The organism is Phaeodactylibacter luteus, assembly GCF_007993045.1.
Lineage (GTDB): Bacteria > Bacteroidota > Bacteroidia > Chitinophagales > Saprospiraceae > Phaeodactylibacter > Phaeodactylibacter luteus.
This window is the reverse complement of sequence record NZ_VOOR01000040.1, coordinates 1-14555: the sequence shown is the minus strand read 5'-3', so window position 1 is coordinate 14555 and position 14555 is coordinate 1. Positions and strand designations below refer to the sequence as shown.

General features: G+C 57.6%; 6 protein-coding genes. All 6 read left to right on the top strand.

What is annotated here, in order from left to right:
* Window positions 1–540: 540 nt before the first annotated feature.
* The 6 genes from FRY97_RS16300 (at window position 541) to FRY97_RS16275 (ending at window position 14234) form a co-directional block, all read left to right on the top strand.
* Entirely contained in the window at window positions 541–5241 is a 4701-nt protein-coding gene (locus tag FRY97_RS16300; RefSeq protein WP_147168629.1) for a GEVED domain-containing protein, read from the top strand.
* A gap of 17 nt (window positions 5242–5258) precedes the next feature.
* The gene (locus FRY97_RS16295; protein WP_147168628.1) at window positions 5259–9998 is read left to right on the top strand and encodes a BACON domain-containing protein; all 4740 of its coding nucleotides are present in this window, start codon (window positions 5259–5261) and stop codon (window positions 9996–9998) included.
* An 85-nt stretch (window positions 9999–10083) separates the two neighbouring features.
* On the top strand, window positions 10084–11748 hold the full coding sequence (locus FRY97_RS16290; RefSeq protein ID WP_147168627.1) for a hypothetical protein: 1665 nt from the start codon (window positions 10084–10086) through the stop codon (window positions 11746–11748).
* Window positions 11749–11860: 112 nt separating this feature from the next.
* Window positions 11861–12133: a hypothetical protein gene (locus tag FRY97_RS16285; RefSeq protein WP_147168626.1), complete on the top strand. Its 273-nt coding sequence runs from the start codon at window positions 11861–11863 to the stop codon at window positions 12131–12133.
* A gap of 76 nt (window positions 12134–12209) precedes the next feature.
* The gene (locus tag FRY97_RS16280; RefSeq protein ID WP_170254691.1) at window positions 12210–12911 is read left to right on the top strand and encodes an arylamine N-acetyltransferase family protein; all 702 of its coding nucleotides are present in this window, start codon (window positions 12210–12212) and stop codon (window positions 12909–12911) included.
* Between the two features lie 66 nt (window positions 12912–12977).
* Window positions 12978–14234 carry a DEAD/DEAH box helicase gene (locus FRY97_RS16275; RefSeq protein ID WP_147168624.1) on the top strand — a complete coding sequence of 419 codons (1257 nt, stop codon included), beginning with the start codon at window positions 12978–12980 and terminating at the stop codon, window positions 14232–14234.
* The last annotated feature ends 321 nt before the right edge of the window (window positions 14235–14555 follow it).

Sequence of the window (14555 nt, the reverse complement as noted above, 5' to 3'; positions counted from 1 at the left end):
TTGGAGCTTCTCCTGCACCAAGGGGTGGAGCCTGCACCTGCCTGAAGGCAGGTGCCGCTATGCTGCGGGGCTCGCTGTCCGCTCGGCCCTGACGGGCTGCTACCCCTTCGCAGCGCTAGGCCGCTGCCATCGGAGTGCCAAAGCCTCAGCAGGCTGACACCGCTTGTGGACTGAGCGTTACGTACCCCCTTTGGGCCACCGCCCGCCTGCGGAGCCTTACTGTGAGCACGGTAAGGGTGGGGCTGCATTGTACTAAAAGTCCAAACCCCAACAGTGCACAGGCTGCCCCCCTGCCCAAGCCCTGACTGCAAAACAAAGGGAAAGCCCAATTCCAGCATTACAACAAAATGGACCTAAAATACTGTAAACCAATTACTAAAAAAGGCATTCACTTTCAAATGAACGCTTATAAACACCCAAAAATGTCTTAGCCGCTACTGCTCAGCTTGCTTACCTTAACCCTTGGTGAGTACATAGTGGCTGCCCGCAAAAGCCGCTACGGAATGAACAGCAGCCTCTGGATGCTAAAAACTAGACCCTATGAAAAAAACAATCCTACTCTTTTGCCTTTACTGCTTTTCAGGGCTAACTGCCCAAACCTTGCCTGCCCCGGGCGCTGATGCGCCCAGCCAGGCGATCTGCATCAAATGGGCAGAAGGCACTGTAGCAGAAGCCGAAAACGGACAGCTGCAATTCCTAACGGTAGCCTCGGATACAACAGGCTTTTACCAGCTGGCTGAAATAGGGCATTTCAGCCCTTACATCCAAGGGATCAACAGGGAAACGCTCTTGGAGTACCAAAGCACTGCCCAATCTTTTTGGGACCAAAAAACGCAAGCCTCCAAAACGCTGGCCCCTAAGAAGGTTGCGGATTTCAACACCTATTTCTACCTGACGATCCGCCCGGGGTTCAGCATAGAAGAAGCCCTTGAACGGTCTAGGCAAATCCCAGCCATCACCTATGCCGGGCGCCTCCCCGAGGCCGTTGCCCCTCCTTTGCCCCCCGGCAACTTTGTGCCCAATCAGACCTACCTGACAGCAGCACATGGCATTGGCGCCGATTGGGTATATGCCAACTTTGGAGAAAAAGGGCAGGGGCTTAGGATTGTGGACATTGAATACAGCTTTAACGCAAACCACTTCGACCTCCCCAACGTATCCATAGTGGGAGGGACTTCCTTTTTTAATGGTTTTGGCAACGACCATGGCACGGCCGTTCTTGGCATACTAGGGGGGCGAGAGAACAGCTTTGGGATAACGGGCATTGTGCCACAGGCCAGCCTTTACTTCGCCGGGGCGCACAACAGCGCTGGGCAGTACGATATCGCCAATTCTGTCCTCCAATCGCTGCAGGTCACCTCTGTTGGTGACTTTCTGCTGATTGAGCAGCAGGTAGCAGGCCCAAACCAAACTGGATCTGGTCAAACCGGGCTCGTAGCAGTAGAATACATACAACCCTATTATGATGCCATCGTGCTGGCGGTCGGCAATGGGCGAAACGTAGTGGAGGCGGCTGGGAATGGGAGCCAAAACCTTGACGCCAACGCTAATCAGAGTGGCAACAACAACCATTACCCCTTTTCTAATGCCAATGATTCCGGAGCGATCATTGTAGGCGCCGGCGCCTCTGCACCCACCGGGTCTCAAACGGCAAGGAGCCGTCTATGGTTCAGCAACTATGGCAGCCGTGTCAACCTACAGGGCTTTGGAGAGAACGTTTGGACAACTGGCGATGGAGATGCCTACGATAACGAAGGCCCGAATTATTATTATACCAGTTCTTTTGGCGGCACCTCTTCCGCTTCCCCTATCGTTTTAGGCGCAGCAGCTTTGGTACAGGCCATCCAAATTGAACAAAACGGCGGGCCATTGGACCCCCTTCAGCTCCGGGGGCTCTTGGTTTCGACTGGCCTGCCACAGCAAAGCGGCCAATATCCGGCTTCCCAAAAAATCGGCCCATTGCCCAACTTGGAGAATGCCTTGGAGGGATACCTTGGAGAGAGCTGCTCTCCCCCTACCCTTTCCCAAATATTTGCCAGCAACATTACCTCCTCCTCTGCACGGCTTAACTGCACTACGCCCAACGTAGACTTCTATGACTGGGCCTACCGCCCAGTCGGCGGCACTTGGGTCAACATCGATGGCACTCCCACCAATTCGGCTACCATCAGCAACCTTGCCCCCGGCCAGACTTATGAGTACGTAGTGGCGGTCCGCTGCGGCAGCACCTGGAGCGAGTGGTCGCAATCGGAGACCTTTACAACTCCTGGCTTCTGCCCTCCTGCTACCGGCATTGAAATCACTTCTCAAGGCTACTCCCATTTCCAGATAAACTGGGATAATGTATCCGGAGTGGACTACAACGTCAGATACCGCAGGCTGGGAGATACTGATTGGATATTTTTGGAGGGCTTCTCTGGCCATACATCTTTGAATAAACTGCCCTGTACCACTTACGAATGGCAGGTGCAGTCCGTCTGCGATGGCGTGCCCGGCCCTTGGAGCTCCTCGCTGACCGTGCCCACCCTCGGCTGCGGGGACGACCACTGCTATGCCTACGGCAACTCCTTCGACAACTGGATCGAAAGGGTCGCGCTGGCCAACCTCAGCAACCCTTCCGGCAACGGATATGGGCATTCCGACTTCACCCCTCAGGCGGCCAGCCTGCAGAAAGGCCAGTCCTACACCATCACCCTCGACCCCGACGAGTCCACCAACGCTACCGCCAACCTCGTGTACTGGCGCGTTTGGGCCGACTTCAACGGGGATGCCGACTTCAACGACGCCGGGGAGCAGATCGTCTCCAAAACATCGGGCGTCACAGCCCCCACCACGGCCAATTTCACCGTGCCGGCTGCCGCCCTCACCGGGCAGGTCAGGATGCGCGTCGCCATGAGCACCGAAGGCTACCCCACCCCCTGCCAGGTCAACGGCCGGAGCGATGTAGAGGACTATTCCCTCAACCTTTCCGCCCCAGCGTGCAACCCGCCCACTGGCATTGCCCTGACCAGCAACGGCTACTCCCATTTTGTCGTCAATTGGGACAATGAAACTGGGGTGGGCTACAACGTCCGCTTCCGGCAGCAGGGCACCGCTTCCTGGTCTACCTTCACCGACTTCTCCGGGATCATTTCCCTCAATAAAACCCCTTGCTCTTTCTACGAAGTGCAGGTGCAGTCCGTCTGCGATGGCGTGCCCGGCCCCTGGAGCTCCTCCCTGACCGTGCCTACCCTCGGCTGCGGGGACGACCACTGCTATGCCTACGGCAACTCCTTCGACAACTGGATCGAAAGGGTCGCGCTGGCCAACCTCAGCAACCCTTCCGGCAACGGATATGGGCATTCCGACTTCACCCCTCAGGCGGCCAGCCTGCAGAAAGGCCAGTCCTACACCATCACCCTCGACCCCGACGAGTCCACCAACGCTACCGCCAACCTCGTTTACTGGCGCGTTTGGGCAGACTTCAACGGGGATGCCGACTTCAACGACGCCGGGGAGCAGATCGTCTCCAAAACATCGGGCGTCACAGCCCCCACCACGGCCAATTTCACCGTGCCGGCTGCCGCCCTCACCGGGCAGGTCAGGATGCGCGTCGCCATGAGCACCGAAGGCTACCCCACCCCCTGCCAGGTCAACGGCCGGAGCGATGTAGAGGACTATTCCCTCAACCTTTCCGCCCCAGCGTGCAACCCGCCCACTGGCATTGCCCTGACCAGCAACGGCTACTCCCATTTTGTCGTCAATTGGGACAATGAAACTGGGGTGGGCTACAACGTCCGCTTCCGGCAGCAGGGCACCGCTTCCTGGTCTACCTTCACCGACTTCTCCGGGATCATTTCCCTCAATAAAACCCCTTGCTCTTTCTACGAAGTGCAGGTGCAGTCCGTCTGCGATGGCGTGCCCGGCCCCTGGAGCTCCTCCCTGACCGTGCCTACCCTCGGCTGCGGGGACGACCACTGCTATGCCTACGGCAACTCCTTCGACAACTGGATCGAAAGGGTCGCGCTGGCCAACCTCAGCAACCCTTCCGGCAACGGATATGGGCATTCCGACTTCACCCCTCAGTCTGCCAGCCTGCAGAAAGGCCAGTCCTACACCATCACCCTCGACCCCGACGAGTCCACCAACGCTACCGCCAACCTCGTTTACTGGCGCGTTTGGGCCGACTTCAACGGGGATGCCGACTTCAACGACGCCGGGGAGCAGATCGTCTCCAAAACATCGGGCGTCACAGCCCCCACCACGGCCAATTTCACCGTGCCGGCTGCCGCCCTCACCGGGCAGGTCAGGATGCGCGTCGCCATGAGCACCGAAGGCTATCCTACCCCCTGCCAGGTCAACGGCCGGAGCGATGTAGAGGACTATTCCCTCAACCTTTCCGCCCCAGCCCCTACGCTGACCGTCACACCAAACAGCCTGACTTTTCAGGCCACAGGAGGCACTCAGGGCATTAACATCACCGCAAATAACAGTTGGAGCATCAGCATCCCTGCTGGAAGCCAATCTTGGCTGAGCGCTTCCCCGGGCACAGGCTCAGGCAGCAGCAGTCAGATCATTTGCCAGCCCAACCCCTCCCCCCAAGGCAGAAGTGCAACGATTGTCGTCAACAGCAGCGGGATCAACCGGAATGTCCAAATTTTCCAGGAAGGGGCTACCCCTTTGCTCTCTGCCAGCCCAACGAATATCGTATTGCCACCTGAGGCCGGCAGCACCACCTTCCAAGTCAGTGCCAACGTCAATTGGCAGCTGAACGAAAATGTAGGCTGGATCACCGGGCTATCTCCTGGGAGCGGCAGCGGCCCGGCTACGGTCACCCTCAGCTACACCGCCAACCCCTTGGGCACTTCCCGCTTTACTTCGGTGGCCCTGACCGACCCCAATGGGCTGGCCAGCCCCGTAGCTATTTCCGTGACCCAACAAGCCAACACGAGCTGTGATCCGCCTGGCTCAGCTGCCCATTCCGGGCTGCAGCCTACGCGGGCCAACTTCACCTGGCCTGCAGTGGACGGCGCCTCCCTCTATTTCCTCGATATCCGGATTGCAGGCACAGCCCAATGGGCCAGCTTTGAGGCCGCTTCCAACCTCGCATCCCTGGCAGGCTTCAGCCCCTGTACCTCCTATGAATACCGGATCAGGACCGATTGCGGGGATGGGGCTTCTCCCGTGCTCAATTTCCAGACCACTGGCTGTAGCCCTTACTGCGAAAGCTATGGCCTGCGCAACATCCGTCTCATTGACTAAACCCCAACACCCGAAACATGATGATGCTAAATAATTTGAGATCCACCGTCTGCACTATCCTTTTCCTTGTTGCGCTGCTGCCGCTCAACGGCTATGCACAACCCCAAGGGCGCTTTCAGCAGGCGTACGAAAAAGTGAAAGCGGCTACCAACAAGACAGGGCTGCAGGAGCACCTGGCAGCTTTCCAAAAGCAAGACCAGCAACTGCAAAAAATCTTGGACAGCCTGGAAAGGCAAGGAGTGCGCACCCGTGGAGAAGGCTGGGCCATTACCGCGATCGGCGACGACGGGCAATTGCTCTATTCTGCCCGTCAAAATCAAGCAGCGGCAGCCTCTACCTCTACCAACCTCGTATGGGGAGGCAATTACAACCTCAATGGGGCTGATATGCAAGCCGGGATTTGGGAAGCGGGAGAAGTACCGCGGGCCTCCCATCAGGAATTCGGCAACCGGATCTCCATCATGGACCCTACCGCCCCTGTGGATGACCACGCTACCCATGTAGCCGGCACCATGATTGCCACCGGGGTAAACCCCAATGCCCGGGGCATGGCAAATCAGGCGGCTTTAGCAGCCTATGATTCTTCTTCTGATGCAGCAGAAATGGTGGACGAGGCCATGAACAACGGGCTGCTGGTCTCCAACCATTCCTACGGTTTTCTAACCGGGTGGGCTGAAGGCGACTGGGGGCCAGAAGAAGGTACCTACTGGTGGGGGCGATCTGACCTGACAGAAGACTATAATTTTGGCTACTACAGCACGCAGGCCCGTGACTGGGACGCCATTGCCTACGATGCGCCCTACTACCTGATTGTCAAATCGGCGGGCAATGACCGAAACGATACTGCACCCTCGGGCTCCTACTATGTTCGGATCAATGGGGCTTGGACCCTGAGCACCGCTTTCCGGGAAAATGACGGAGGCGCTGATGGGTATGACTGCATACCTTCCCGTGGCAATGCTAAGAACATCCTCACTGTTGGCGCTATCCGTGACCTGCCCAATGGCTACACCAATGCAGCTGACGTAGCCATGACCACTTTCAGCAGCTGGGGAGGTGCCGATGATGGGCGCATCAAGCCCGACATCGTTGGCAATGGGCACGACCTATTCTCCTCCGGTGCGGATAGCAATACCGACTATATCGTTTACAGCGGCACCTCCATGTCTGCCCCCAATGTAAGCGGCAGCCTGTTGCTCTTGCAAGAGCTGCACGCACGGGAAACCGGGGAGTTCATGCGCTCGGCCACCCTCAAAGGGCTGGCCATACACACAGCGGATGAGGCCGGCCCTGCGGCAGGACCGGATATGCAGTTTGGCTGGGGCGTACTGAACACCAAAAAAGCAGCTGATTTTATCTTGGGCAACGACCCAGCCCTTGTGCAGGAAATGCAGGAGGCCGTACTGCAAAACGGGGGCAGCTTCAGCCAAAGCATCACCTCCAATGGCGGCCCGCTGAGGGCGACCCTGGTGTGGACCGACCCCGAGGGGGCCCCTTGTGGCGCTCCGCCCATATCTGGCGCTTGGAATTGCTCTAAAGCCCTTGTCAACGATCTGGAGCTGCGGGTAAGCTTTAATGGGCAGGACTTTTTCCCCTATACCGTACCCGTGCCAGGGCAGCCCGCACAGTCTAATCAGCCCAATGATGTAGACAACGTAGAGCAGGTGTTCCTCCCCGCCACACAATCTGGCACCTATGAAATCAGGGTTTTCCACAACGGCACCCTACAAGGCGGAGCGCAGCCCTTCAGCCTCTTGATCACTGCAGACGAAGGAGGGGGCGCATTAGCGGATGAGGTGTACATTCAAAACACCACCCTGGCCGGGCAGTCTAAAATATCAGGCAACAACTATGGCTATGCTGATTTCAGCAATGATGCAGCCTACAACTTCACCCCCGGCCAATCCATCAGCCTGAACCTGACTGCCGGGGCGGAGAGCGACCCCCTGCCTGTCTATTGGCGGATATGGGCCGACTGGAATCAGAACCAGGTTTTTGACGAACCTGCTGAACTGATGCTCGACAGTGGCCCGGTCAACACCTTGGCCTACCAGGGCTTGTTCACCGTCCCAGCTTCGGCAGTGGCAGGGGCAACGCGCCTGCGCATAGCGGTCAGTAAAGGGGAAGCCCCTCCTGCCTGTGGCACGCATCTGGGAGAAGTCGAGGACTATCCCATACAGGTTGCCCAGCCCAACTTTTTCCTGACGCTGTCCCCCGCCTCCCTTGTTTTCCAATCGCAGGGCGGGCAGCAGAGCGCCGCCCTCACCACCAACTGCAACAGTGCCTGGCAACTGATCAATGCCCCTTCCTGGGTCAGCGTGCAGCCCACCTCGGGCCAAGGCAGCGCTGCCATTTCGCTTACAGCAGCTGAAAACACCATGACCGTCCCGCGCAGTGGCACGGTCACCTTTTCTGCCTGTGGTGAGACGGCCAGCCTAAACCTCACCCAAAATGCAGCGTCCAACAGCTTTTTGAGCATTACCCCGAGCAGTTTGAGCCTCAATTTCACCGGCAGCTCTGCTTTTGCCTTCCTGAGCACCAACTGCAGCAGCTGGTCTGTACTCAGCAGCCCTCCCTGGGCCACAGTGGCCCCTTCTTCTGGCAGCAACAGTGCTAATTTGTCTATTTCCTACCAGGAAAACACCAGCTCATCGCCCCGGAATGGCCAGATTGTCATTCAAGGCTGCGGGCAGGTTGCGACCCTCAACCTGGAACAAGCTGGAGCCCCTGTCCCCATTACGATGGACATTTCGCCTGCTGCTTTATCGGTTGCCTCAGCGGGCGGGAGCGTTACGGCCAACTTGAGCACCAACTGCGACAGCTGGCAAGTGAGCCCGCCCGTGCCAGCTTGGCTCAGCGTTTCGCCACAAAACGGTAGCGGAGACGCTCAGCTCGTGCTTACGGCCTCCTCCAACCCTGGCCCATCCTCCCGGAGCACAGTCATCACCCTGACCGGCTGTGGGCTGAGCCGGCAGGTCAACGTCTCCCAAGCAGCGCCCGTGGCCAACAGCATCAGCTTTTCGCCCAGCTCCATTACCCTGGGCTGGACCGCCGGCTCTGCGGCCAATGGCAACCTGAGCATGCCCCTTGCGGCCGCGTGGACGGCCACACCTTCCGCAAGCTGGATTAATGTCGCGCCCAATGGCTTCGGAAGCCAAAACCTCTCCATTTCCGCCAGCTCGGACAACCCTTCCTCCTCACCACGGTTTGGGACCGTCACCTTCGAAATTGCGGGCGCTCAGGCCGTAGCGAACATCACGCAGGAAGGGCAGCCCGGCAGTGCAGGCCCGCCGTGGGGCGAGCCCACCGTATCCAATAAATCTGGTGTATTTTTCGGCCAGGCGCAGATTGCCGGCCTGCCCGCAGGGGCAGGAGACTGGGTAGCCGCGTTTGACGAAGCAGGCAACCTGGCAGGCAGCAACCAAGTCATCATCAATGGGGGCATCGCTTACATCAGCTTGGTCATTTATGGAGACGACAACAGCACCCCGGGCGTAGATGAGGGCATCAACCCCGGCGAAGCCTTTACCCTGCACCTTTGGGACCAATCCGACAACCGGGTGCTCGACTACCCCTTCACCGGGGCTGCTACCCTTTTCCACGATTGGACAGACAACAACGGTGCACCGATGCCTGCCTACAACAACCCGGCTGCCATTTACAATTTTGAGCTGACCGCAATGGACATCATCCCTCTTCGGCCAGGCTGGAACTTGGTTTCCACCGATGTAGTCCCCGCCGACAGTAGCGTGGCCAGCATTATGTCAGGGCTCTTGCCCGGCAACCTCGAAACAGTGACCGGTTTTGACGTGACCCCCAATTTTTACGACCCTATCAACCCTTTCCTCAGCACCCTCTCACATTGGGAAAGAGGTTTCGGCTACTGGGTGAGGGTAACCGGCACAGATACCCTGCGCATACCAGGGCTGCCCATCCCTGCTGATTATTACAAAAGCATGGACGCCGGGTGGAACCTTATGGCTTTCATCCCACAGGGCAGCCTGCCTACAACTGCTTATCTGGACACCTGGCTGAGCAACAATACGCTTGAAGTGGCTTCTGGATTTGACCCCACGCCCATCTTCTACGACCCCAGCCAACAGCCGTTTCTCAATACGATGAACGACATGCGCAACAGCCGTGGATACTGGATGCGGTTGTCAGCACCTGGCTTCAACAACGGGATAGATGCACGGGAGCAAGGAGCTTATGGCAGCAATGTCTTTGAATTCATCTGGGCCAAAGCGCCTGCCCTGGCCGGGCAGACCATCCGTATCTTAGACGCTGCGGGCAGTGAAGTAGGGCAGCTTACCGCTGGCCCAAACGGGCTGATGCGCCCCATCCACATTTTTGGCGACAGCCCGCTGACCACAGCAAAAGAAGGGCCTTCTCCCGGAGACCTGCTGTTCTTTGAGTGGAATGGCCGCCGGGCAGCGGAAACCCTGACCTTCCGTGGAGATATGCTCCTACGCCAAGTCAACTTGACTTTCCCTCCTACAGAGCAAGGGCCAGCGCTCAAGGCCTACCCTACCCCCTTCCGGGAAAAGGTCACTTTGGAGGTGCAGCTGCCGCAAAACCTGAGCAGCGGCCAGGTACACATCATTAACATCAATGGGCAGCGGGTATGGTCTGTGGGCGTCTCTGCAGGAGCCTCTTCGCATACGTGGGCACCAAAGGGGATGCCGCCCGGGCTCTACACGGTCTACTTGCAGGCAGAAGGGCAACTGCTGCTGCAGCAACGGATCGTCCTTCAGTAGCACCAAGGCTTTACGGAGCCTAGGTTTCAAACCCAAACTAAAACACCAAGGGGCGCAGTTTTTGCGCCCCTCAATATCCTAGACCATGAAAACAACTGCTCAACTGCACCTGATACTGCTCGCCGCCCTGATGCTTTGTTTCACCCAAGGCTGGTGCCAGCCCGCAGCCTTCACCTTTACCCCCTCCAATCAGTCTGCGGTGTTCATCGGGCAGATACAGCTGGAAGGAGCCCCGGTGGAAGCTGGCAGCTGGATTGCTGCTTTTGACCCGGATGGGCAATGTGCGGGCGCAGCCGAAGTCATCATTTTCCAAGGGCAATCCTTTGCCAACCCGCCTATATTTGGGGACGACCCGGCTACAGCCGGAATAGATGAAGGGCTGATGCCCAATGATTTTTTCACCCTTCACCTTTTCACCCCGGGAGATGGCCTCATCCGAGCCTACCGTGTTGACGGGGCGGTGGCCGAATTCCCTGGCTGGGCCAATAACAACGGCGCCCCTTTGCCCGGGTATGACGACGCTTCGGTGATCTACAATTTCACGGAAGTGACCGGCCCGCCTGAAGTAGGGGCTGAAGTGGAAAACGCCTCCTGCCATGGGGAAGATGACGGGTCAGTCGCCCTAACACTCGATGGGGGGGCGCCACCGTTCACTTTTTCGTGGAGCAATGGCGGGTCTGGGCCAGTCATTGCCGATCTAGCAGCCGGAAGCTACAGTTGTACAGTCACTGACGGAGACGGCATGGTTTACCCTTTTGGGCCTTTCGAGGTCGGCGAGCCCGAACCGCTTGCCGCCGAGGTGCAAACAGCTCTGGATACCTGCGGGGAATCAAGGGGCAGCCTAACAGTGGTCCCAATAAATGACGTGCCGCCTTTTGTCATCCTTTGGGAAAACAACAGTATAAGCTTTGTGCGCAACGGGCTTGAAGCAGGAACCTATTCTTACCTGTTGCTAAATGGGGACGGCTGCAGGCTGGAAGGGACAGCAGAGGTAGAAGAAAGCCCCGAAATCACCTTTGAGGCCAACAGCACCCCCGCCTCCTGCCTACCCTTCGCGGATGGCTCAGCGGCTGTCATGCCCATGCAAGGAGTGCCCCCCCTGTCTGTCACTTGGGCGGATGGCAATACCGATACCGTGCGCATGGGCTTGCAAGGGACAGACTATGCTTTCGTGGTGACGGATGGGCTGGGCTGTGAGGCGCCCGGACAGATCACGGTGCCCAATGAGACCAATATAGATGTAGGGATTGAATCTATGCCTTATTCAGTGAGCCAAACGGAATTTAGATATGGCACGCTCACCGCTTCTCCAACTGGCGGCACGCCCCCCTATACCTACGAATGGTATGCAGACAGCCTGCTCTCCTCCACCGGCCCTTTTGCTGACAGCCTGTTTACAGGGTGGTACGGGCTCACGGTAACCGATGATGAAGGCTGCCAATGGTCTGCTGACAGCCTTTACGTAGGCCTGCTGCTCAACACCCACAGCGTCAGCCTGGCAGCACCGCGCTTATACCCCAACCCCTTATCAGAAGGCACACTCCACATACAGCTGCCAAATCAGCTCAATGCAGCGGTAGAAGCCAAGCTCCTGGATGTCTATGGCAGGGCAGTTTGGACCGGCACTTTGCAGGCCCTGAAGGGCAGGCTGGAAGCCAACTTCCCTTCGGGGCTGCCGGCAGGCAAGTACTGGGTGGCCGTCCACGGGCCCCGCCCCTATCAGGCCGCCCCCTTGCTGATCGCCCCCTGAAAAACGGCAAGGTGACGCTATCCGGCGAATAAAAACGTGCCCGGTATTGCCAAGGTCCATAAAATGCCCTTAATTTGGCGTTATTCATTGACTCGGCAAAAGCGCATTCACCATGTCCAGAAATTATGACCTTTCAGACCCCACAGACCTCGAGGTGCTGAAGTCCGATTTTGAAATGTACTCTGCCGACGAGTGGCAGGCTATGATCGATTACACCCTTGAGGACGGGCACAAAAAGCTGCTCTCTTACGACGAGAGGGGGGTCTTGATGCAGGCCCGTAAAAAAGCCCTGTACAACAGCCACCCTTCCAGCAAACAAATGGTGTGGGCCTTGCAAGTGGCCGATAAGATCGAAGCCCATCAGAAGGGGGAGAAAGGTGCCTGAAGCCGTACTTTCAGCAATAGAAGCCAAACGCTATTTGGAGCGTCTGGGGCTAAGCTCTTTTCCTGGGCGAACAGGCGTGAAAACCGTCAGCACACTGCACCGCGCTCAGGCCTTGAGCATCCCCTTTGAAAGCCTTCACCTCCACTTTGGGAAAGGGCCTAAGCTCAACCTGCAAGCTGTCGTGCAGCACGTGCTTCATCAAAAGCGTGGCGGTATTTGCTATGAGCTCAACCTGCTGTTCGCGGCTGCCCTCCGCTATCTGGGCTATCAGCCCATTTTCCTTTCCGCCGCTGCCCGGCAAGCTGATGGCAGCTACCCGCCTTGGGGCGACCACATGGCGCTGGGCATCACTATTGATGGGCAGGATTGGCTGGCCGATACCGGTTTTGGAAGCCGGACCGTGCCAGTGCTCCCCTTTGGAGGGCAGGGCAGCTGGCAAGGGGAGCATTACCGTTTGGATGAGGATACCGGGGCCGGTTGCTGGGCTGTACAACAGGAGCAAGAGGGCAGCTGGCGAACCTTGTTCCGGCTTAAGCGTACGCCCTGCCGTATTCAGGACTTTGAGGCTATGGCCAACTACCATTACCAAGCCCCCACTTCCCCCTTTGCTGAAGGGCCGGTCTGCGCACTAGCCACCACCGAAGGGCGGAAAACCTTAACGGCTAAGTATTACAAAGAGATAACGGGGCAAAAAGAGAACCGCCTGCCCGTTGAAAGCCAAGCCCAATTTTTGGGCTTGGCCCAGCAGCATTTTGGCATACGGCTCCCCTACTTATAAGGCCATCGGCCACCGTTTGCCGGAAAAAGCTTTTCTTTACAGCTGGCGCAAGAAAAGGCAACAAGCATGAAGTTTAAGGATTACAATTTCCACCCCGAATTACAGAAAGGCATCGAAAAGATGGGGCTCAAACGCCCTACAGATATTCAGTACAAATCCATCCCCCACATCCTGAAAGGCGAGGATATCCTGGCTGTAGCACAGACCGGCACTGGCAAGACCGCCGCATTTGCCATACCTATTTTGCACCAGCTGCAAGTGTACAAGCAGCGCGCCAGGCGGGAAGACGGCGTCCGCTGCCTAGTCCTGACCCCTACACATGAACTGGCGCTTCAGGTGGCCGACGTCTTCACCACTTTGGGGCAGCACACTACAGTCAGGGTGCTCCCCCTGATCGGAGGCGTTGATCAGGACCCTCAAATTGCAGCCCTCAACAAGGGCATCGATGTGCTTGTAGCCACCCCAGGGCGGATGTTCGACCTCATCAGCCAGGGGCATTTGCGGGTAGACCGCGTGCAGACGCTGGTATTGGATGAAGCCGACCACATGCTCGACCTCGGGTTCATACAAGACATCAGCGATTTGCACCGGAAAGTGCCCGCCAACCGGCAAACCCTGTTCTTTTCCGCCACGATCAACCTGCGCATCAAAAAAATGGCTTACGCCCTGATCAACCAGAAAGCTATACGGATACAGATCTCGCCCAAAGACCCAGTGTCCCGCAATGTAGACCATTACGTCACAGAGGTGGAAATGGACGACAAGCGGTTTTTCCTTGAGCGGCTCGTCAATAGCCGCCCAGAAGATAAAATACTCGCTTTTGTGCGCACCAAAGTCCGGGCAGAACGGCTTGTCAAAGCCATGGAAAGGGTAGGCATTACCGCCTTGGCGATCCACAGCGGCAAAGAACAACAGGAGCGCAGCCAAGTGCTGAGCGCATTCAAAACTGGCACGGTCAAATTATTGGTCGCCACGGATGTCAGCGCCAGGGGCATCGATATCCCTGAGGTATCCTGCGTGGTCAACTACGACCTGCCTGAGCAAGCGGAGAACTATGTACACCGGGTCGGCCGTACAGGCCGGGGGAAAGCCAGAGGGCAGGCCATCAGCTTTTGCAGCCCCCAAGAGGAAAAGCTGCTCCGGGAAGCAGAAGGCTACATCGGCAAGCCCATACCCGTCATCAAGCTGGACGAGGATGATTATGAAAACACCCGCTTGCTGTCTGATGAATCTGGCCTCACCCTCAATGACCTCCTGCAGGAGATAGAAGGGCTAGAAGACGAAAGGAGGCGGAAGAAGAAAAAGAAAAAAGGGAAAAGTTAGCCCCTGCCCGGGTTTCTCCTTTTGAGCGGACGCCGCCTTACCCTATGGGCGCACAACAGGTTGGCATTTATAGTTCTCCAATCCAGACTTTTGAGGTGGGGCCTTCCCCTGCCTAACAGCAGGGGCCGCTATGCTGCGGGGCTCGCTATCCGCTCGGCCCTACCGGGCTGCCACCCCTCCGCAGCGCTAGTCCGCCGTCCAGTATCAAATAACTGGCAATCTATGGCATTGGGGCTTGTGCCAGACCGTATCGCGGCCTAAGCAGGAAAGGATGCCCCTAAGTTGATGCCCCCCCGCAAGCCCGCAGAAAGCAGCTGGCCG